Source organism: Bacillus sp. ABA4_010 (assembly GCF_056159105.1).
In genome coordinates, this window is record NZ_JBSWUN010000003.1 from 3,162,756 (window position 1) to 3,184,319 (window position 21,564).

At 43.6% G+C, this 21,564-nt stretch carries 13 protein-coding genes, 2 rRNA genes and 1 pseudogene; 6 read left to right on the forward strand and 10 right to left on the reverse strand.

Annotation, left to right across the window (positions count from 1 at the left end):
• Positions 1–163 precede the first annotated feature (163 nt).
• Together ACXAEO_RS16830 and ACXAEO_RS16835 are read right to left on the reverse strand one after the other, a co-directional pair.
• Positions 164–3,095 (reverse strand): 23S ribosomal RNA (locus tag ACXAEO_RS16830).
• Between the two features lie 330 nt (positions 3,096–3,425).
• Positions 3,426–4,975, reverse strand: a 16S ribosomal RNA gene (locus ACXAEO_RS16835).
• The 16S and 23S rRNA genes sit together here, the layout of an rRNA operon.
• A gap of 394 nt (positions 4,976–5,369) precedes the next feature.
• Between ACXAEO_RS16835 and ACXAEO_RS16840 the strand changes: the two genes are divergently transcribed.
• Genes ACXAEO_RS16840 through msrB form a run of 4 tightly spaced genes read left to right on the forward strand, consistent with a single transcriptional unit; the run spans position 5,370 to position 8,778 of the window.
• The gene (locus ACXAEO_RS16840) at positions 5,370–5,876 is read left to right on the forward strand and encodes a DM13 domain-containing protein (RefSeq protein ID WP_474883189.1); all 507 of its coding nucleotides are present in this window, start codon (positions 5,370–5,372) and stop codon (positions 5,874–5,876) included.
• 13 nt (positions 5,877–5,889) lie between these two features.
• Positions 5,890–6,597, forward strand: a complete 708-nt coding sequence (locus ACXAEO_RS16845) for a response regulator transcription factor (protein WP_474883190.1) — start codon at positions 5,890–5,892, stop codon at positions 6,595–6,597.
• Positions 6,587–7,639 (forward strand): sensor histidine kinase, encoded by a 1,053-nt coding sequence (locus ACXAEO_RS16850; RefSeq protein ID WP_474883191.1) that lies wholly within the window; start codon positions 6,587–6,589, stop codon positions 7,637–7,639. Before ACXAEO_RS16845 ends, ACXAEO_RS16850 begins: the two co-directional genes overlap by 11 nt.
• Positions 7,636–8,778 (forward strand): peptide-methionine (R)-S-oxide reductase MsrB, encoded by a 1,143-nt coding sequence (gene msrB / locus ACXAEO_RS16855; RefSeq protein WP_474883192.1) that lies wholly within the window; start codon positions 7,636–7,638, stop codon positions 8,776–8,778. The genes ACXAEO_RS16850 and msrB overlap by 4 nt, the downstream gene beginning before the upstream one ends.
• A 122-nt stretch (positions 8,779–8,900) precedes the next feature.
• Here msrB and ACXAEO_RS16860 read toward each other — a convergent pair whose 3' ends face one another.
• Entirely contained in the window at positions 8,901–9,413 is a 513-nt protein-coding gene (locus ACXAEO_RS16860; RefSeq protein ID WP_474883193.1) for a CBO0543 family protein, read from the reverse strand.
• 217 nt (positions 9,414–9,630) lie between these two features.
• Positions 9,631–10,299 carry an HD-GYP domain-containing protein gene (locus ACXAEO_RS16865; RefSeq protein WP_474883194.1) on the reverse strand — a complete coding sequence of 223 codons (669 nt, stop codon included), beginning with the start codon at positions 10,297–10,299 and terminating at the stop codon, positions 9,631–9,633.
• 153 nt (positions 10,300–10,452) lie between these two features.
• Here ACXAEO_RS16865 and ACXAEO_RS16870 point away from each other — a divergent pair, with 153 nt between their 5' ends.
• Positions 10,453–12,102 carry an L-lactate permease gene (locus tag ACXAEO_RS16870; RefSeq protein WP_474883195.1) on the forward strand — a complete coding sequence of 550 codons (1,650 nt, stop codon included), beginning with the start codon at positions 10,453–10,455 and terminating at the stop codon, positions 12,100–12,102.
• A 104-nt stretch (positions 12,103–12,206) separates the two neighbouring features.
• Here the strand turns inward: ACXAEO_RS16870 and ACXAEO_RS16875 are convergent, their stop codons facing one another.
• From ACXAEO_RS16875 to ACXAEO_RS16900, 6 genes and pseudogenes are all read right to left on the reverse strand, one after another.
• Positions 12,207–12,839: a response regulator transcription factor gene (locus ACXAEO_RS16875; protein WP_474883196.1), complete on the reverse strand. Its 633-nt coding sequence runs from the start codon at positions 12,837–12,839 to the stop codon at positions 12,207–12,209.
• Positions 12,832–13,878: a sensor histidine kinase gene (locus ACXAEO_RS16880; RefSeq protein ID WP_474883197.1), complete on the reverse strand. Its 1,047-nt coding sequence runs from the start codon at positions 13,876–13,878 to the stop codon at positions 12,832–12,834. Before ACXAEO_RS16880 ends, ACXAEO_RS16875 begins: the two co-directional genes overlap by 8 nt.
• The gene (liaF, locus tag ACXAEO_RS16885) at positions 13,875–14,615 is read right to left on the reverse strand and encodes a cell wall-active antibiotics response protein LiaF (protein ID WP_474883198.1); all 741 of its coding nucleotides are present in this window, start codon (positions 14,613–14,615) and stop codon (positions 13,875–13,877) included. Before liaF ends, ACXAEO_RS16880 begins: the two co-directional genes overlap by 4 nt.
• A gap of 307 nt (positions 14,616–14,922) precedes the next feature.
• A complete protein-coding gene (locus tag ACXAEO_RS16890) occupies positions 14,923–16,005 on the reverse strand; it encodes a methyl-accepting chemotaxis protein (protein WP_474884250.1) in 1,083 nt (360 codons plus the stop codon).
• Positions 16,006–16,023: 18 nt separating this feature from the next.
• Positions 16,024–17,244, reverse strand: a pseudogene (locus ACXAEO_RS16895) (ammonium transporter); the annotation flags it as partial.
• A gap of 258 nt (positions 17,245–17,502) precedes the next feature.
• Positions 17,503–19,359: a cation:proton antiporter gene (locus ACXAEO_RS16900; protein WP_474884251.1), complete on the reverse strand. Its 1,857-nt coding sequence runs from the start codon at positions 19,357–19,359 to the stop codon at positions 17,503–17,505.
• A gap of 455 nt (positions 19,360–19,814) precedes the next feature.
• Here ACXAEO_RS16900 and ACXAEO_RS16905 point away from each other — a divergent pair, with 455 nt between their 5' ends.
• Positions 19,815–21,326 (forward strand): glycine betaine uptake BCCT transporter, encoded by a 1,512-nt coding sequence (locus tag ACXAEO_RS16905; protein ID WP_474883199.1) that lies wholly within the window; start codon positions 19,815–19,817, stop codon positions 21,324–21,326.
• Positions 21,327–21,564 lie beyond the last annotated feature (238 nt).

Below are 21,564 nucleotides of genomic sequence, written 5' to 3' on the forward strand. Positions count from 1 at the left end.
CAACGTCTCTCAAGATTGAACAGTCGCCTTCGCTTTTCTTGATTGTCCAGCTACGAAAGCCAAATCGTACGGCTGTTTCGCTTCTTCTGTCTGAGACTAACGTCTCTTCCGCCAGAAGCTCCAACATCCTATCGATTTAAACGGGCTTTCTCCGCTTTTCGTTTAGGTTAAGTCCTCGATCGATTAGTATCAGTCAGCTCCACACGTCGCCGTGCTTCCACCTCTGACCTATCAACCTGATCATCTTTCAGGGATCTTACTAGCTTGACGCTATGGGAAATCTCATCTTGAGGGGGGCTTCATGCTTAGATGCTTTCAGCACTTATCCCGTCCGCACATAGCTACCCAGCGATGCCTTTGGCAAGACAACTGGTACACCAGCGGTGCGTCCATCCCGGTCCTCTCGTACTAAGGACAGCTCCTCTCAAATTTCCTGCGCCCGCGACGGATAGGGACCGAACTGTCTCACGACGTTCTGAACCCAGCTCGCGTACCGCTTTAATGGGCGAACAGCCCAACCCTTGGGACCGACTACAGCCCCAGGATGCGATGAGCCGACATCGAGGTGCCAAACCTCCCCGTCGATGTGGACTCTTGGGGGAGATAAGCCTGTTATCCCCGGGGTAGCTTTTATCCGTTGAGCGATGGCCCTTCCATGCGGAACCACCGGATCACTAAGCCCGACTTTCGTCCCTGCTCGACTTGTAGGTCTCGCAGTCAAGCTCCCTTGTGCCTTTACACTCTACGAATGATTTCCAACCATTCTGAGGGAACCTTTGGGCGCCTCCGTTACATTTTAGGAGGCGACCGCCCCAGTCAAACTGCCCACCTGACACTGTCTCCCACCCCGATGAGGGGTGCGGGTTAGAATTTCAATACAGCCAGGGTAGTATCCCACCGATGCCTCCACCGAAGCTGGCGCTCCGGCTTCCAAGGCTCCTACCTATCCTGTACAAGCTGTACCAAAATGCAATATCAGGCTACAGTAAAGCTCCACGGGGTCTTTCCGTCCTGTCGCGGGTAACCTGCATCTTCACAGGTACTATAATTTCACCGAGTCTCTCGTTGAGACAGTGCCCAGATCGTTACACCTTTCGTGCGGGTCGGAACTTACCCGACAAGGAATTTCGCTACCTTAGGACCGTTATAGTTACGGCCGCCGTTTACTGGGGCTTCGGTTCAAAGCTTCGCTTGCGCTAACCTCTCCCCTTAACCTTCCAGCACCGGGCAGGTGTCAGCCCCTATACTTCGCCTTACGGCTTCGCAGAGACCTGTGTTTTTGCTAAACAGTCGCCTGGGCCTATTCACTGCGGCTCTCTCGGGCTTGCACCCTATCAGAGCACCCCTTCTCCCGAAGTTACGGGGTCATTTTGCCGAGTTCCTTAACGAGAGTTCTCTCGAACACCTTAGGATTCTCTCCTCGCCTACCTGTGTCGGTTTGCGGTACGGGTACCTCCCACCTCGCTAGAGGCTTTTCTTGGCAGCGTGAAATCAGGAACTTCGGTACTTTATTTCCCTCGCCATCACAGCTCAACCTTACGAGAAGCGGATTTGCCTACTTCTCAGCCTTACTGCTTGGACGCGCATATCCAACAGCGCGCTTACCCTATCCTTCTGCGTCCCCCCATTGCTCAAACGGTGGGGAGGTAGTACAGGAATATCAACCTGTTATCCATCGTCTACGCCTTTCGGCCTCGGCTTAGGTCCCGACTAACCCTGAGCGGACGAGCCTTCCTCAGGAAACCTTAGGCATACGGTGGATGGGATTCTCACCCATCTTTCGCTACTCATACCGGCATTCTCACTTCTAAGCGCTCCACCAGTCCTTCCGGTCTGACTTCACCGCCCTTAGAACGCTCTCCTACCACGGACATCGTAGATGTCCATCCACAGCTTCGGTGATACGTTTAGCCCCGGTACATTTTCGGCGCAGAGTCACTCGACCAGTGAGCTATTACGCACTCTTTAAATGGTGGCTGCTTCTAAGCCAACATCCTGGTTGTCTAAGCAACTCCACATCCTTTTCCACTTAACGTATACTTTGGGACCTTAGCTGGTGGTCTGGGCTGTTTCCCTCTTGACTACGGATCTTATCACTCGCAGTCTGACTCCCAAGAATAAGTCTTCGGCATTCGGAGTTTGACTGAATTCGGTAACCCGTTGGGGGCCCCTAGTCCAATCAGTGCTCTACCTCCGAGACTCTTATCTTGAGGCTAGCCCTAAAGCTATTTCGGAGAGAACCAGCTATCTCCAGGTTCGATTGGAATTTCTCCGCTACCCACACCTCATCCCCGCACTTTTCAACGTGCGTGGGTTCGGGCCTCCATTCAGTGTTACCTGAACTTCACCCTGGACATGGGTAGATCACCTGGTTTCGGGTCTACGACCACATACTCATTCGCCCTATTCAGACTCGCTTTCGCTGCGGCTCCGTCTCTTCAACTTAACCTTGCATGGGATCGTAACTCGCCGGTTCATTCTACAAAAGGCACGCCATCACCCGTTAACGGGCTCTGACTACTTGTAGGCACACGGTTTCAGGATCTCTTTCACTCCCCTTCCGGGGTGCTTTTCACCTTTCCCTCACGGTACTGGTTCACTATCGGTCACTAGGGAGTATTTAGCCTTGGGAGATGGTCCTCCCAGCTTCCGACGGGATTTCTCGTGTCCCGCCGTACTCAGGATCCACTCAAGAGAGAACGAAGTTTCAACTACAGGGTTGTTACCTTCTTCGACGGGCCTTTCCAGGCCTCTTCATCTACTTCGTTCCTTTGTAACTCCGTATAGAGTGTCCTACAACCCCAAGAGGCAAGCCTCTTGGTTTGGGCTAATTCCGTTTCGCTCGCCGCTACTCAGGAAATCGCAATTGCTTTCTCTTCCTCCGGGTACTTAGATGTTTCAGTTCCCCGGGTCTGCCTTCCATACCCTATGTATTCAGGTAAAGATACTGTTCCATTACGAACAGTGGGTTTCCCCATTCGGAAATCTCCGGATCAAAGCTCACTTACAGCTCCCCGAAGCATATCGGTGTTAGTCCCGTCCTTCATCGGCTCCTAGTGCCAAGGCATTCACCGTGCGCCCTTTCTAACTTAACCTTGTTACGGCAAAAGATTAGCGTCGAATTTCTTCGTTGATTTCGATTCTCCGCTGCTCACGTATAAAAATACGCTGTGCTGCTCGAATCTTCATCGCCTCGAACTTCTCGCTCCTCTTTTCCCTTTTGTTTTTAAACAAAAGATTTTTGTTTAGAAAAATTTTCACTTTCCTCAGCTATTACTGTTATCTAGTTTTCAAAGAACAACCATGCACCACTCAGTGCATTTGATATTGAAGGATGAACCTTCAAAACTGAACAAAACGTTTTCGTCAACGATTCTTACTGTCTAGCTACGGCATACGCCTTCGCTTTTCTTAGTAATCCTTAGAAAGGAGGTGATCCAGCCGCACCTTCCGATACGGCTACCTTGTTACGACTTCACCCCAATCATCTACCCCACCTTAGGCGGCTGGCTCCTTACGGTTACCTCACCGACTTCGGGTGTTGCAAACTCTCGTGGTGTGACGGGCGGTGTGTACAAGGCCCGGGAACGTATTCACCGCGGCATGCTGATCCGCGATTACTAGCGATTCCGGCTTCATGCAGGCGAGTTGCAGCCTGCAATCCGAACTGAGAACGGTTTTATGAGATTAGCTCCACCTCGCGGTCTCGCGACTCTTTGTACCGTCCATTGTAGCACGTGTGTAGCCCAGGTCATAAGGGGCATGATGATTTGACGTCATCCCCACCTTCCTCCGGTTTGTCACCGGCAGTCACCTTAGAGTGCCCAACTGAATGCTGGCAACTAAAATCAAGGGTTGCGCTCGTTGCGGGACTTAACCCAACATCTCACGACACGAGCTGACGACAACCATGCACCACCTGTCACTCTGTCCCCCGAAGGGGAACGCTCTATCTCTAGAGTTGTCAGAGGATGTCAAGACCTGGTAAGGTTCTTCGCGTTGCTTCGAATTAAACCACATGCTCCACCGCTTGTGCGGGCCCCCGTCAATTCCTTTGAGTTTCAGCCTTGCGGCCGTACTCCCCAGGCGGAGTGCTTAATGCGTTAGCTGCAGCACTAAGGGGCGGAAACCCCCTAACACTTAGCACTCATCGTTTACGGCGTGGACTACCAGGGTATCTAATCCTGTTTGCTCCCCACGCTTTCGCGCCTCAGCGTCAGTTACAGACCAGAAAGCCGCCTTCGCCACTGGTGTTCCTCCACATCTCTACGCATTTCACCGCTACACGTGGAATTCCGCTTTCCTCTTCTGCACTCAAGTTCCCCAGTTTCCAATGACCCTCCACGGTTGAGCCGTGGGCTTTCACATCAGACTTAAGGAACCGCCTGCGCGCGCTTTACGCCCAATAATTCCGGACAACGCTTGCCACCTACGTATTACCGCGGCTGCTGGCACGTAGTTAGCCGTGGCTTTCTGGTTAGGTACCGTCAAGGTACCAGCAGTTACTCTGGTACTTGTTCTTCCCTAACAACAGAGCTTTACGACCCGAAGGCCTTCATCGCTCACGCGGCGTTGCTCCGTCAGACTTTCGTCCATTGCGGAAGATTCCCTACTGCTGCCTCCCGTAGGAGTCTGGGCCGTGTCTCAGTCCCAGTGTGGCCGATCACCCTCTCAGGTCGGCTACGCATCGTTGCCTTGGTGAGCCGTTACCTCACCAACTAGCTAATGCGCCGCGGGCCCATCTGTAAGTGATAGCCGAAACCATCTTTCAACCAAGGACCATGTGGTCCTCGGTGTTATCCGGTATTAGCTCCGGTTTCCCGAAGTTATCCCAGTCTTACAGGCAGGTTGCCCACGTGTTACTCACCCGTCCGCCGCTGACTTCAGGGAGCAAGCTCCCATCTGTCCGCTCGACTTGCATGTATTAGGCACGCCGCCAGCGTTCGTCCTGAGCCAGGATCAAACTCTCCGAAGAAATGTTTGAACTAGCACATGGATGTGCTGACATCGACGTTGTCACAGGACGTGACGTTCTTAGTCGATGTTCCTTGCTTTAAAATAAAAATTAAACGTTGACGTTTTGTTGTTTTGTTCAGTTTTCAAAGTTCACCGCCGCTCATCAGCGACTTTTATATAATATCACCTTCGAACAATAGAGTCAATAAAATTTCTCAAAAAATATTATTAGTATCATTTACTACACTCTTTTTTACCAATAATAGTTTCAGCGCAAAATGAACCATTTAACAAAACTCCTCAAACCATCAAGGTTTCATAACAATTCATTTAAGAAATAATTAAGAATTTCGTCATAGTCCTATAAGATTTGTTATTTATACTATCATTAACCGATTAATAAGGGGGATAACATGATGAAAAAATGGATTGCTGGCATAATTGCAATAGCCGCATTGGCAGGAGGATGGTGGTTAGCTTCTCCTCTTTTTGTAGATAAAGTTGTAAACGAAGAGCCTGTATCACCACATGATACAAGTATAGACATGCAAGAGAACGAACCTTCCAATTCGCAAGCTCAAACAACAGCAGGTACAATAGAAGAAACTGAAACCATCTTTGGAACATTTAATGGAACAGACTCCTTCCATCAAGTAGAAGGAACGGTAACGGTGACTGGAAAGAACGTACGCCTCGAACATTTAGAAGTAACAAACGGGCCAGACCTTTATGTTTATTTAGTGAATGCTAATCAATCTACGAAAGACGGACTGTCTCTCGGGCCGCTAAAAGGTAATAAAGGCAATCAAAATTATGAATTACCAGCAACTATAACGGCAGAACCAGGAATGAAAATAGTAATCTGGTGCAAACAGTTTGACGTCGACTTTGGAAGCGCCGAATTGATAAAAGATATGTAAAGAGGTGTTTGATGTGACACACAAAGTGTTGTTAGTGGATGACGAAGAAAACATCATTGATGTATGTTCACGTTATTTAGAGCGTGAAGGCTATTTAGTCAAAAGCGCCGCAGATGGAAAGAAGGCCCTGGCACTTTATCATTCCTTTCAACCCCATCTTGTCGTACTTGATGTGATGATGCCCGAAATGGACGGGTGGCAAACAGCGGCAGAAATTAGAAAAGTTGAAGACACCCCTATTATTATGCTGACGGCACTAGGACAAGAAAAAGATAAAATATACGGACTGACCATCGGAGCCGATGACTATGTTACAAAGCCCTTCAGCCCGCGCGAGCTTTTACTACGAATCAAAAATGTACTAAGAAGAACCACCTCTTCTCCTCTTCCCTCCGGTGTGAATGACATTTTTGAACAAAACGGTTTAATCATTGACCGTAAAAAAAGAAAGGTCGTGGCACATGGACAAGAGGTAGAGATGACCGTGAAAGAATTTGAATTACTATCTTTATTAACCTCTTCACCTTCACAAGTATTCTCAAAATCCCAACTACTTGAAACACTGTGGGGATATGACTACTTAGGAGATGCCAATACCATCAACGTCCACATTCGGAGACTGCGGGAAAAAATTGAACAGGACCCTTCCAACCCACAGTGGATTAAAACGGTTTGGGGTATCGGTTATAAATTTGAAGGAAGTCACCTCTATGAAAACTAGAACACTTCTTCTTTTAGCGAATATCATTTCTGTACTTGTAATCTTAATTTTCCTAGTTGTTTCTTATATAAGAATGTTCCTTGCCAATGATGTGATTATTCTTCTCACATTAATTACCGTCGGAGCAGGCTTCTTATCTATCATCATTAATCTACTCATCACATCCCCGTTATTAAACTCTGTGAAGCAAATGGCCAGTGATGCCAAACGAATGGCCAACGGGGACTTTAACATTACGGTAACAAGTACAGGACCACAGGAAATTAAAGAACTTGCCCAAAACTTCAACTATATGTCTACCAAACTTGATGAGATGTTTGAGGAATTGAAGCAATCAGAACGCTTCAAAAGCGAGCTTGTCGCCAATGTGTCTCATGATTTGCGGACACCACTATCCTCCATTCATTCGTTTGCGGCTGCGTTGAATGACGGCATTATTGAAGATGATGTGACGCGAAAACGCTATTATGAAACGATTTTATCTGAAACGGAAAAACTGAATCTTTTAATTGAAGATGTTTTGGAATTATCACACTTGGAAAACAACAACATTCCTTTCGAGCCCGTTTTCACGTCTATCGACCGGTTAGTGATTGAAACGATTCAGCCGTTTGAGCGCACCCTTCAAGAAAAAAACATCGCTGTACAATTGAACTATGACGATACTCTTTCGACGGTTCCATTAATGACTCAGCAAATTAAACGCGTGATGACGAATTTCATTCAAAACGCCCTTTCCTTTTCTCCTCCCAGCACAAGTATGCATATTGAGGTGAAAAAGGAAGAAAGTACATTTTATTTTGGCGTAACAGACGAAGGCATTGGCGTTCCGTTAGAAGAGCAAATTTCTATCTTCCAACGATTTTACCGAGTAGAAAAATCACGGCACAAATCAAAGGGCGGCTCTGGTCTTGGCCTTGCCATCTGTCAAGAAATTATTGAACTCCATAATGGGGAAATTGGCGTGAAAAGTGACGGGATGAAAGGCAGCACCTTTTGGTTTCGCTTGCCATTGAAGTTAAACGAGGAGGAGAAAAAATGAAGAAAATAGTTTGGACAGCCGTCTTGCTTCTATGTATCAGTGTGACAGCTTTCTTAGGACCAAAACTATATGCAAGTCTTACGGAAAAGTCATTAGGCAGTACACCCGTGACACAAGAGAAAACAGCGACCGGACATGCTGTCGCGACATTTGCCGGCGGCTGCTTCTGGTGTATGGAACCCCCATTTGAAAAATTAGACGGCGTATATGCTGTTGTTTCCGGTTATACAGGGGGAGAAGAAGAAAATCCAACTTATAATGACGTGTCCTCGAAAAAAACAGGGCATGTTGAAGCCGTACAGGTTGAATATGATCCAACAATTATTACGTATGAACAGCTGCTGCAAGTATTTTGGAGGCAAATCGACCCAACAGACGATGGAGGGCAATTTGTCGACCGAGGCCCGCAATATACGAGCGCCATCTTTTACCACACAGAAGAACAAAGAGCGTTGGCGGAGCAATCGAAGCAAGAACTAAAAACATCAGGGAGGTTCGACAAAGATATCGTCACCCCGATTTCTCCTGCGAAAATCTTTTACAAAGCAGAGGACTATCATCAAGATTATTATCAAAAAAATAAACTGTCTTATAAATTTTACCGCCATAATTCCGGGAGAGACGATTTCCTCCGCGATGCATGGGGGAATGAACAGGAACTCGATTTTAAAACCCGTTCTATTTACCCATCTTATACAGATAAGAAATTGAAAGAGATGTTGACAGAACTTCAATATAATGTCACTCAAGAAGACGCCACAGAGAGGCCTTTTGATAATGAATATTGGGACAATAAGCAAGAAGGAATTTATGTCGATATCGTTTCGGGAGAACCGCTTTTCAGTTCAACAGATAAATACGACAGCGGTACTGGCTGGCCGAGTTTTACTCAACCTTTAGTCGAAGAAAATATCGTCGAATTGGAAGACCGCTCATTGTTCATGGTGCGTACAGAAATTAGAAGCAAACATGCCGATTCCCATCTAGGGCACGTCTTTGATGACGGACCCGAACCGACGGGACTGCGCTATTGCATGAACTCAGCAGCTCTCCAATTTATTCCGAAAGAGGACCTAGAAAAGAATGGGTACGAAGAATTTGTGTCCTTATTTGAAACAAATCACTCAAAAACCGAATAAAAAGAGCCGAGAGCCCGTCATGAGCATCTCGTAAAATCGAGAGCTTCTTCCAATGACAGGCTCTTTCACATACGTTCCATCTGGCAAAGACGTACAGATAATTCTAAACCCCTATAGGAGAACTAGTGCAACTCGTAAATATTAACATCAAATAACTGTATGAACACTACAATAATGACAACAGATAATCCCCATGCTAGTAACGGCCGCTTGTAATGAAGGGCAAGCATAGTAAAAATTATGATATCAAATAAACATGACCACCACATAGACCAGCCATTAAAATGTTCAATAATCCCAAATACGTAAATATTGAGAATCTCCCAGCACGCATAAATGGTAATCCACAAAATAATATAAAAAAACTGCGAAAGTTTCTTTTTCGGAAAATAAAACAAATATGTAATAACCGTTGCTGGATAGACCGTTATCATAATCCATAAATTCGTTAACGTATGATTTGGAAAAAATCCATCTTTTTTGTAATGCCACATCGGGTGTTCATATGTCAGCACGTTATACAATAAATCCCCGATAATAAAAAATAAAATCGTTGGATAATATTTATTCAAATGTTTCCAATCACCAAATTTCCATCCAATAAATAGAAAAACCAGTCCGAAAACCATATTCATTACAATCAAGACCTTTCCGACTTTATCTCCCGTTCCTTCATTACATACCTCTTATTAAATAAATTACACTAATTGGAAAATAATTTCCAATGCATTCCCCAAAATATCATTTCAAATCAATCAAATTAGAAAGATCGATACATTTGTTCCTCTTAATAACACTTACAGTGATCTTATTTTCACTACTCATTTTAAATGTAAAAAAGAGCATACCCTTTTATGGTGTACGCTCTCGACTATGAACATCTTGATAGCTTTGAATGTGAATTTGATTTTTTTCTACCATCTTTAAAAACCCTTCTGCTATTTCCGGATCAAATTGTGATGATTTCCCGTTCATAATTTCCGTTAACGCATAGTCTAAATCTTTTTCATGTCGATATACTCTTCTCGAAGTCATCGCGTCAAATGCATCCGCAACTGCCATAATTCGAGCTGTCAATGGAATCTCTTTTCCCTTTAATCCAGATGGATACCCTGTCCCATCAAACTTTTCATGATGATAAAGTACCATGTCCAATATGGAATTTTTTCTGAAATAAGGAATATATTTAAGCATATGATAACCAATTTGCGGATGCTTTTTTATTTTGGCAAACTCTTCACTCGTTAAACGGGACGGCTTATTTAATATCGCTTCCGGCACTCCAATCTTCCCGATATCGTGCAGCAGTCCACCAATGTAAATGTTGTCGCACTCTTTCGATGATAGGTTCATAGCTTTAGCAATTTCCAAAGAATAATAGGCAACGTTTTTAGAATGAAAGGCTGTGTACTTATCTCTCGCATCAATCGACTCTGCTAATGTTGATACGAGACTGACCAAATATTCCCTTTCTTTTTGCACATTTATAAAAATAGCGTCTATTCCCGAAAAATTCAGCATGCTACTTTGCCTGTAAAGGACATCCCATTACCTCTACTCTTTTACATCGGCGTATAGCTGATTAATTCACAAAACCGCCACGTACAGTTTGTGAAATATTGAACAAACTCGTTTATAATAAAAGTATTAAATCATTCAAACAAGGTGATAACGATGAATGTACTTGAAATGCTTACAGCCTCAACACCCATTTTAGCTGTCTTTATTTTTCTCGTCATACTTCGACTACCCGCAACAAAAGCCATGCCTATCAGCTTTGCGATTACGGCCTTCTTAGCTTTTTTCATTTGGAAGATTCCCGGCATTCAAATTGCCGCAGCTTCTATTGAAGGGGTCATTATCGCTATCTCTATTTTATGGATTGTATTTGGTGCCATTCTTTTGTTAAATACCTTATCAAATAGCGGAGCCTTAGATGCGATTCGCAATGGATTTCTCCGCATTTCACCAGACCGGCGCGTTCAGCTTATTATTATCGCCTGGTTATTCGGGGCATTTATTGAAGGTGCTGCAGGTTTTGGGACACCCGCTGCTATTGGTGCACCATTATTAGTTGCTTTAGGATTCCCACCTCTTGCAGCTGTATCACTTGCCCTCATTGCTGACAGCAGTCCCGTATCCTTCGGAGCTGTCGGAACACCGGTTATTGTCGGGGTCGATCAAGGGTTGCGTCAAGGCTCTTCCATCGCTCCGCAAGTAGCGGAAGCATTGCCAACATCATCGCTTTATGAATACTTGCACATCGTAGCCAAAAGCGCCGTTATGATGGATGTGTTCATCGGAACCTTCATCCCACTTATTTTAGTCTTGATGCTAACACGTTTTTTCGGCCAAAACCGTTCATGGAAAGAAGGGCTTGCCCTATGGAAATTTTCCATCTTCGCCGGGTTGAGCTTCACCATTCCCGCTCTTATTGTCGCTATTTTTTTAGGACCTGAATTCCCTTCTATTATCGGCGGTCTTGCCGGACTTACCATCGTCGTCCCTGCTGCTCGAAAAGGATTTCTCCTTCCAGAAAAGCATTGGGATTTTAACAACCATGAAGTGAAAGCAGAACAGCCTGTTCAACCAAAAGAACAGCCGACCATGCCTTTATGGATGGCATGGATTCCTTATTTGCTCGTAGCTTTCTTTCTCGTTCTCACACGTTTAGATATTTTGCCTCTTAAAACAGCGCTTCGCTCTGTTAAAATAGGGTGGGCCAATATACTAGGAACAAACATCAGCACATTTTTCGAGCCCTTTTATTTACCTGGAACCATTTTTATTATCGTAATCCTACTAACCGTTTTATTGCACAAAATGAAAATAGAGCAATTCTATAAAACGCTTGGCCAATCCGGAAAATCAATGATTGGCAGCATTATCGCTTTAAGTACAGCTGTGCCCATGGTGCGCATTTTCATTAATTCAGGGATTAACGAAGCTGGTTTAATGAGCATGCCAATGGAATTGGCCACTTCCGTCTCTAATCTAGTCGGAAGCAGCTGGCCTCTTGTAGCCCCTGTCATCGGCTCGCTCGGCTCCTTCATTTCAGGAAGTGCGACCTTCAGCAACATGATGTTTTCACTCTTTCAATTTAGCGTAGCCGATCAATTACAGATGGATCCTTCGCTCATTCTTTCCTTGCAAGTACTAGGGGCGAATGCAGGAAATATGGTCTGTGTACTCAATGTCGTCGCTGCCGCTTCTGTTGTGGGAATGGTCGGAAAAGAAGGAACCATTATTCGAATGACGCTTTTACCGATGCTCTATTATGTTCTTGCTGCCGGCTGCATCGGTATGTTTCTTCTCTTTTTCTAACAAACAACGCCGGCTGAAAACTATTTAACGTTTACTCATTATTTGTCTTATATGAAAACAGCTGCCTCATCATACTAGGCAGCTGTTTTATGTAAACCGCAAAATTATTTAACAAGCTCATGTTTAAAGGCGTAAATAACGGCTTGTGTCCGGTCCTGTACTTCGAGCTTGCTTAAAATATTGCTGACATGTGTTTTGACCGTTTTTAGGGCAATGAATAACTCGTCGGCAATTTCTTGATTCGTTTTCCCTTGTGACATCAGTAGTAAAATTTCCATCTCACGCGCAGTCAGCTGTTCGTGGGGAAGCGGCACATTTCCACTGCGCATTTTCAACATCATCTTCCCTGTTACTTCCGGCTCTAAGACAGATTGTCCATGATGGGTAGCCCGAACGGCGTTGGCGATTTCACTTGCCTTAGATGTTTTCAGCATGTAGCTTGTAGCCCCAGCCTCTAATGCCGGATAGACTTTTTCATCATCGAGAAAACTTGTGACAATAATAATCTTCGCTTCCGGCCAGCTTTCCATAATCTTCTTTGTTGCCTCAATGCCGTCCATTTCTTGCATGACTAAATCCATTAAAATAATATCAGGACGAAGAGAAAGAGCAAGCTCAACCGCTTCTGTCCCGTCCTCAGCCTCTCCTACGACTTCAATATCTGCCTGAGCGGATAAATAAGAGGAAACACCAATTCTCACCATTTCATGATCATCAACAAACAATACTTTAATCATCTTCTTCACCCTTTAAAGATATCATTGGTACTTTCACTTCAAGTCGCGTTCCTTTATTTTTCACACTGACGATTTTTAATGCACCACCGATTTCGACTGCCCGTTCGTACATATTTTGCAAGCCGTATGAACCTGCTTTCGTCACTTCCACATCAAAGCCAACCCCATCATCAGCCACCCTCAAAATGAGAAAATCATCGCGCTTAATAAGCAAAACCTCCAGCGTGTTTGCCTTTGAATGGCGAAGCGTGTTGGAAACAGACTCCTGCAGAATGCGAAAAAGATGGTCTTCAATGCCTTTATCAAGCGGCATCGATTCAATTTTCCACGTAATGTCCATCGGTACTTTTTGGGCTAATTCAACCAGCAGTTCTTTCATCCCTTCTTCAAGGGTTTTCCCTTTTAACGCAACAGGACGTAAATGAAGCAATAAAGCGCGCATTTCCAGTTGCGATTGATGAATCATCTCTTCTACCATCTTCAGTTGTTTCGCTTCTCGCTCATCGGAAACCGGTTTTCCTTCATTAATGGCTGACATAAGCATGGATGCGGCAAACAGTTGCTGACTGACAGAATCATGAAGTTCCCTTGCTAAGCGGCTCCGCTCTTGCGACACCATTTCTTGGATACGTTTTTCCTGATCTTCTGCTTTTTCTGTGGCGAGTTTTTGAGATAGCTTCACTTGTTCCGTCATTTGTCGTTGAATTCTAGCCGCCTTGTCTAACATTTCTCTCATTTCTTCTGATACCGCCGGCTGGAGGAGACCGATTTGGCGCCCCTGCTCTAAATCCTTCAAAACATCTATAACGGATCGCAGCTGCTTCTGCCAAAAGAAGCCGGACATCACACCAAACAGTACACCCACGACTACACTGACACTTGAGATAAATAACACAAACGGCACATCCATCATTTCCCGTTCCCATAGCAATGTCCAATCCTCTAATGGGAAAACAATGAACCATACAGCGGACACTAACAAAAACGTAATAAAAGACAATGCGGCACCGAAGAGGATTTGACGCTGTACGATACTCATATACGCTTCACCTCTAAGTCTCCCACCATCATCGATGTCATGATTTTCACTTTTCGTACAGCTGTTTCATATTCCGGGGTTTGAACGTGCAACACTTCGTTAAATCCTGTTCCTTCATGAACATCTAAAATCTTCGTCTTCCCTGCCCAAATCGAATGATGAATGTTCACCTCAACGTCATATGGTACAAGAATCTGAATGTTGCCAAGCACATTCCGGATAAAAATAATCGCTTCTCCTTGTGGAAGTACTGTGTAGCTTAAATCAATCACCGTATCTCCTACTCCGGCTTGAATGTTCACATCATCCCATTCATACACATGCTCGGGGGTAGATTGCCGACCTACGAACCGGTTTCGGAACAACACTCTTTTCACGACAAGCTCTTTTGACAAAAGCTCTCCGTCTTCTCCACGCTCTTTTCTAACAGGCTGGAGATAAGATGGGGATTTTTTCGCTTGTATAAACTGAATAACGAGATGAACAAGGATGGCCAGCAGAAAAAACTTTAACGTCATCATGCTTAACACACTCATGAAAAAGCTGATCGCCCCTGCCCAAAATAAGAACTTGCCGGACCTTCGCGGCATCCGCTTTCGTCCAAAATAAAGACATCCCGCCGAAAGCAAAAGGGAGAAAACAAGGCCTGTATGAAAAAAGGAAATCTCAAGCAGCAACAGAACCGAACCGATTAAAAGAATCCAACTTATATAGTCTGTTCCCATTTTACTAAACATGCTGCTTTCTCCCTTCTCTTGATGTTTTGAATTACATTTTTCCCGTTCATTCTTTTCACCGCACACCTATTATTACATTGATTATTTTTAGCATAACACGTTTCCATTCAAATAGAGAGTTTGTTTTCTTTTACGCCCGTTTCATTCACTATCCTACCTGAAAATGAACATGGTTATAACGAGCTCAAGCTTTATTTTTAACTACGACCTCCGCCCTATAAGCCAACGTTTTAATTTGAGTCATGTTAACCGATGTTAATAAAATGAAAAGATGGGCTTCATTTAGCCCATTTTTTCGACAGACAGATTAAAATAATTCTGGTGCCTTCGTCCGAAAACGACCCACCGTTTCTTGCAGCAACATACTTTTGCGTCCCATTTCTTCCATTTCTTCTCCCATGTGTTTCGTTAAATCATAATTTCCTTTTATTTGTTCGTACACTTGTTCAAGACGATTCAACATATGAGCAAATCGCTCTTGCTGGACAAAACGCCCCTTTTGCATCTGTGACGTTTCCTCCCGCACCGTTTGCAAACGGGAAATGAATTGGGTCATAATGCCGTGGATATTTTCTGCTTTTAATTCTACTTGCTGAAAATGAACCGGCATTTCTTTCAGTTCTTCATTTAATTGATGGAATTCATGCACAAACCCGTCCATTTCTTGGTTACCGTTATCGATGGATTGAACTGTATGTGTAATCATCTCTCTAATATGACTAGCTGATGCTTTCGATTCGCCGGCCAAACGTTTAATTTCCTTCGCTACGACCGCAAACCCTTTTCCATGCTCACCCGCCCTGGCAGCTTCAATGCTTGCATTTAATGATAATAAATTAATTTGTTCACTCACTTCGTTAATGGTGTTAATAACAAGCTGACTTTCCTGTGAAAAAGCACTAATTTCTTTCAGCTGCTTTTGAAATGAAGCCATTCGCTCCATTACTTGTTCATTTAACAACGTTATCCCTTCAATTCCTAGCAAAATACGGTTCATCTCTTTCTTAATCGAGATAATTTCTCCTCCAATATGCTCCATTCCCGCAAATGAGCCTTGAATAGCCCCAATCACTTCATCTTCTGCTTGAATTTCTTTATCAAGCCATTGGCTCACGATTTGAAACTCATCATATGTTTCTTGAACGGTATGCATTTGGGCATCCGCTGATTCATTGAGCTGACGATTTACTTCAAACAATTGAATAGAAGATCCGTACACATCTCCTGCCTCTTTTTTGACGGCATCGACTAATCCATTCAACGTTTGTAACAGTCGATTAAAGGTATGATGCAACACCTCTGTATCCTCTCCTGCTTCTACTTTCAGCTTTTTCGTCAAATCACCTTTGGCGGCAGCGATTTCATTCATTGCTTGAATCGTTTCAATCATGGCAATACTAGCCCCATGTTCAGACACATTCAAACCTGCTTCTTCCTCCGCTTCACTCGGTCGGATGCCCCATAGCTTTTTCATTCCTCCATATACGATTAGCCCAAGGAAAAACGCCCAAAGAAACGCAACTCCCGCACCAAGTGTCTGAATACCAATTTGCTCAAGGCGACTGCCCGCCATCAGTAGGTCTTCTTTTCCAAATATCCCGACTGCCAGCGTTCCCCATGCGCCACATACAGCATGCACAGAAACGGCACCAACTGCATCATCAATTTTTAGACGTTGTTCAATGAAATGAATACTTGGGATGACAAGAAGGCCGCCAATGGCCCCAGCTAAAATAGCTCCATCAATCTCGAAAACATTGGCCCCTGCCGTCACCGCTACAAGACCACCTAACACACCGTTCAACACATTTTCAACATGAACCTTTCGTTCTACTATCCAGCTAATAAGCATCGCTGTTAATCCCCCAGCTGAAGCAGCTAAATGTGTATTGAGAGCAATTAACGCAATATGAACATCTGCATGCATCGTCGACCCGGCATTAAATCCAAACCACCCGAACCAAAGGATAAACACGCCTAAGGAAGCAAAAACGGCATTGGAAGGACGAAACTTATTCACCTTTCCATTTGCTCCATATTTCCCAATACGCGGACCGACGACAAGAGCGGCTGCCAATGCGACCCATCCTCCAACAGAGTGAACGACAGTCGATCCAGCAAAATCCATGAATCCGAGTTTTTCCAACCATCCTTCTTGATTAGCTTGCCATAAGCTCCCCCAAGCCCAATGACCGAACACCGGATAGATGATTAGCCCCATCCAAAATGTTCCTGCCAAGTAAGCACCGAACCTCATCCGTTCGGCAACAGCTCCGGAAACAATCGTTGCTGCTGTCCCAGCAAACATAATTTGAAACAATAAAAAAGCATAATCCCACGTTTCCCCTTCCAGTCCTTTCAGGAAAAAGGGACCGGTTCCGACCCAACCGTTCCATGTGGGACCAAACATAACCGCAAAACCAACTGTCGCAAACAACAGCGATGAAATTAAAAGATCCGCTAAATTTTTAATGGCCACATTAATGGAATTTTTAGATCGAATCATTCCCGCTTCCAACGCTGTAAATCCTGCCTGCATAAAAAAAACAAGCATCGCCGCTACGACGATCCATACATAATCAAGATGAATTTGCAAAAGTTCCATCCCTACATCCTCCAAATCTATCATATTATGTTAGAAATACTAACACAAAATGTAATATTCTGAAACATCTGAATATTACTTATTTACTATAGGGATTGGTTCTTTTAAGCGTTTTCACAGCCTTTTTTCTCACTTTTTCTCTACTTTTCAATTTTTTTGTTTACAGAAATCTTCTCAACGAAGGACTATAGCTCTATTATGCTAAAAAAAGCTGCCAGATAAGAGGAAGTCCCCCTTATGTGGCAGCTTTCAGTTTTAAAACGTAAGGCTAATCAATCTACCTTACAAAATAATATGAATTTGTCCTTCTTTTTTCTGACGCTCCTCTTCGCGCTTCTCTTGTATTTTTTCAAGACGCTTACCCGGAGCAGTTAAGCTGACAATTGTATCGCCCGGTTCACCTTGTAATTTTCCTTCTGATGTGAAAAACTCCACTTTCCCGGAAGATTTCAAAATGAACAACAGCAACACATTTTCGTCTCGATCTTGTAAATATTGATCGTACGTATATTGTTCCGTTATGTTCGTCTTATTGAATACATGACCATTTTCCATTTTGTCGCTCAGTTCTTCCCATGACATACCTTCTCTAAATAAAACACGGCCACCAATATGAGGCCCTATATCTTCCAATTCCCCGCCATGGGCGTGATGGAGACTGAGCTGAAACGTATTATTTCTACCAAACTCCGGAATAAACGTAGCGCAAACGAGCGTATTATACGTATCCACTGGCGTTGCGGCAATTAAATATTCATATGGAGTCAGTTCTAAATGATACTCCGTTTGCTCGGCTAAAAATTCTCCCCGATACGAATCAACCCCTTCCCGCCGCGCCTGCGCAAGACGGTACCAGGAAGAATCAACAATCATCACCGGGATGTCCAACTGCTTTAAAATTTTAGCTAATCCTGTACTAAAGCTGCTGCCACCTACAATGAGCACACCCGGATTGTTTCCAATCGATAAATCCAATTTTTTCGCCAGCCACCCGATAGAAAAGCCATGGGCGCACACCGTCGAAAACACGAGAGCAAATGTTAAAGATGTCAGCATCCCTGCATCTTCAAAACCAGATTCTTGAAGCACCCCTGAAAAATAGCCTGAAACAGTCAAAGCGACAATTCCACGCGGAGCAATCCAGCCAACAAGTGTTTTTTCCTCCATTGTCAAATCTGTCCCGATAGTTGAGAGCCAAATAGATAATGGACGAACGACAAATAACATTAATAAAACAAATAAAATAATTCGCCAATCTAAAATGGTCATCAATGTCTCAACAGACAGAGAAGCTGTTAACATGACGAAAATAGCGGAAATAAGCAAAACAGACACGTTTTCTTTAAAGTGACGCATATCTTCAATGGAAGCGAGACGCAGATTAGCTATCGTCATTCCCATCGCTGTCACAGCTAATAGCCCTGTTTCATGGGCAATTTCATCCGAGATGGTAAAGCAGCCAATCACGACCGCAAACACGACTGGTGATTTTAAAAATTCTGGAATATGACCACGCTCAAACATCCACCCAATTCCGCGACCGCACACCCATCCTAAAATAACTGCTAAAAACGAAGCAATAAAGAAAAACAGGAGCGAGCCAATTGTCGCTTCTTCTAACAAGAAAAATTTAATGATTTCAAATGCAAAGACCGCAAGAAGAGCTCCAAATGGATCAACAACGATTCCTTCCCATTTCAAAATGGCAGCTGGTCTAGGCTTTAGCTTTGCTTGGCGCAATAGTGGAAGAATCACCGTTGGCCCAGTGACAATGAACAGTCCTCCAATAACGAAAGCAACCGCCCATGAAAGACCCGCTACGTAATGAGCGGCAAGTGACCCTAAAATCCAGGCAAGAAATGCTCCAAGCGTAATAATCCGAAAGACAGGACGGGCAAGTCCACGCACTTCACGAAAATCTAAATTTAAGCTTCCCTCAAACAAAATGATAGCAACCGCCATGGAAATGACCGGCTTAAATAAATCACCAAATCCTTCTTTCGGATGGAGAATACCTAGAAATGGCCCTGCCACGAGACCGACGATAGACATAATGACAATAGCTGGCAACCGAAAACGCCAAGCAAGCCACTGTGAACCGATACCTAGTACCCCGATTAACATTAATTGAAATAACATTGAATCCAGTTTCAACCCCTCCTTTAACAAGTGTTTAACACATCTATGGAAAAAGATGATGCGTTTTTTATTTATTAATATTGTCCCCTTAAAGCCATCCAAAGTATGTCGTCCTGACACAATTCATTACTTAAGAGCGGCATTGTTCTTTAAATAGGCAAAATGTGTCTCTTCAACAAGTAACATGACTTCATTCCATTAACATACATATTTCCTTTTCATTATACAACTATTTTCCCTTCTGTCCCTTATTTATATATAGGTTCACTTGAATAATTCAGCACATCTTCATTCAATTGAGAATCATCCTAAACCTTAATTCTGACATCTTAAACTTCTCCTAAAAGGCCTAAAAAATTTAATGAAAAAATAGGTTTATCCGAGCGGAATGCAGGGAAATGAATAATATGTTATAATGTTTATAGAGTTGTTACAATTACATAAAGGAGGAACTTATGAAGAAAAGTATAACACCTGTTTTTTGGATCGCGCTGTCAATTTCCATTTTATTTGTTGGATGGGGATGGGTAGCACCGCAACACCTCATTAAAACCATGACTGGATTACAAGGAACATTACTCAATCAATTCGGCTGGTTTTACCAATTTGCCACAACATTCTTTCTCATTTTCGCTCTTATTGTTGCATTCAGCCGCTATGGAAATATTAAACTAGGCAAAGATGAAGACAAGCCGGAGTTTAGTACACCTACATGGTTTGCAATGCTGTTTAGCGCCGGGATGGGAATTGGACTTCTCTTTTACGGAGTATCAGAACCTGTTGCTCATTATGCCAATCCCCCGTTTGGAGAAGCCCAAACGATTGAATCAGCTAAATCTGCACTAAGACATACCTACTTACATTGGGGCTTTCACGCCTGGGCTATTTATGCCGTCGTTGCTTTAGCGCTCGCCTATTATAAATTCCGCAAAAACTTACCCGGACTTATGAGTGCCACACTATACCCACTTTTAGGAGAAAAGGTAAAAGGGCCTATCGGTTATACTATCGATGTTACCGCTGTATTCGCTACTATTTTCGGCGTTGCCGCCTCTTTAGGATTAGGAGCTGCTCAAATTAACAGTGGATTCAACTACTTGTTTGGGCTGCCGGTTAATTTCTCCACTCAACTTATCATCATTTTAATCACAACGGCCGTATTTATTTTGTCAGCTGGAACCGGCGTATCGAAAGGGATTAAATATTTAAGCAACGCTAACATGATTTTGGCAGTTGTCTTATTCTTCTCTTTCCTATTACTAAGTCCTACTCAATTCGTATTAGAAACATTCTTAACTACTTTTGGGAGTTATGTTCAGAATCTTCCGAGTATGGGACTGCGATTTGCTCCTTTTAATACAGAAAACAACCAGTGGGTAAAAGATTGGACGATTTTCTACTGGGCATGGTGGATTTCTTGGACCCCGTTCGTCGGAACATTTATTGCCCGCGTTTCAAAAGGACGCACAGTACGTGAATTTATTATGGCCGTATTAATTGTTCCAACAATCGTCTGCTCACTCTGGTTTGGCGTATTTGGAGGCACAGGTATTTACTTTGATTTCGTACAAGGATTAAACGTCGCAGAGCAAAGCTTTGCAACATCGCTATTTTACATCTATAACCAACTTCCATTCGGAAGCGTCTTAACGGTTATTTCTCTTTGTCTCATTTTCACATTTTTTGTTACATCGGCGGATTCTGCCACATTCGTTTTAGGAATGCAAACAACGAATGGAAACTTGAATCCATCCTTCCCTGTCAAATTCACATGGGGAATTATTTTAGCCGCGATCTCTATTATTTTGATGAGATCTGGTGGTCTTCAAGGAATGCAAGCGACGATTATCGTCAGCGCCTTGCCGCTCGGTGTTTTCCTTCTCTTTATGGCATACAGCCTGTTAAAGGCCTTCAGCCAGGAAGCAAAAACAAAAAAGAAAAAAGATTCATCAAAAAGAATCGCGTAATCCAGCAGACCCGGTTTGAATGTGACCGGGTCTTTTTTATGGACTCGAAAGTTTTTCGAGTTGAGTGAACGACGGAGATAAATATTGGATGAAGTTTGATGTAAAGTTTCCTTTCAACAAATCCGTCCCTCGTATATAATTTACTATGTATGATTTTGAAATCAATTATTTTTCATTCAACGATGCTTTCAAGTAAACGGTGCTAGTAAAAAGGCCGGATAGACTGATAAATAGAAAG

What these genes read in the sequence shown, in the direction of transcription:
- ACXAEO_RS16840 (WP_474883189.1), top strand. Translation starts at nt 5,370, where the DNA reads ATGATGAAAAAATGGATTGCTGGCATAATTGCAATAGCCGCATTGGCA.
- ACXAEO_RS16850 (WP_474883191.1), top strand. Translation starts at nt 6,587, where the DNA reads ATGAAAACTAGAACACTTCTTCTTTTAGCGAATATCATTTCTGTACTT.
- msrB (WP_474883192.1), top strand. Translation starts at nt 7,636, where the DNA reads ATGAAGAAAATAGTTTGGACAGCCGTCTTGCTTCTATGTATCAGTGTG.
- ACXAEO_RS16860 (WP_474883193.1), bottom strand. Translation starts at nt 9,413, where the DNA reads ATGAATATGGTTTTCGGACTGGTTTTTCTATTTATTGGATGGAAATTT.
- ACXAEO_RS16865 (WP_474883194.1), bottom strand. Translation starts at nt 10,299, where the DNA reads ATGCTGAATTTTTCGGGAATAGACGCTATTTTTATAAATGTGCAAAAA.
- ACXAEO_RS16870 (WP_474883195.1), top strand. Translation starts at nt 10,453, where the DNA reads ATGAATGTACTTGAAATGCTTACAGCCTCAACACCCATTTTAGCTGTC.
- ACXAEO_RS16875 (WP_474883196.1), bottom strand. Translation starts at nt 12,839, where the DNA reads ATGATTAAAGTATTGTTTGTTGATGATCATGAAATGGTGAGAATTGGT.
- ACXAEO_RS16880 (WP_474883197.1), bottom strand. Translation starts at nt 13,878, where the DNA reads ATGAGTATCGTACAGCGTCAAATCCTCTTCGGTGCCGCATTGTCTTTT.
- liaF (WP_474883198.1), bottom strand. Translation starts at nt 14,615, where the DNA reads ATGTTTAGTAAAATGGGAACAGACTATATAAGTTGGATTCTTTTAATC.
- ACXAEO_RS16890 (WP_474884250.1), bottom strand. Translation starts at nt 16,005, where the DNA reads ATGATTGAAACGATTCAAGCAATGAATGAAATCGCTGCCGCCAAAGGT.
- ACXAEO_RS16900 (WP_474884251.1), bottom strand. Translation starts at nt 19,359, where the DNA reads ATGTTATTTCAATTAATGTTAATCGGGGTACTAGGTATCGGTTCACAG.
- ACXAEO_RS16905 (WP_474883199.1), top strand. Translation starts at nt 19,815, where the DNA reads ATGAAGAAAAGTATAACACCTGTTTTTTGGATCGCGCTGTCAATTTCC.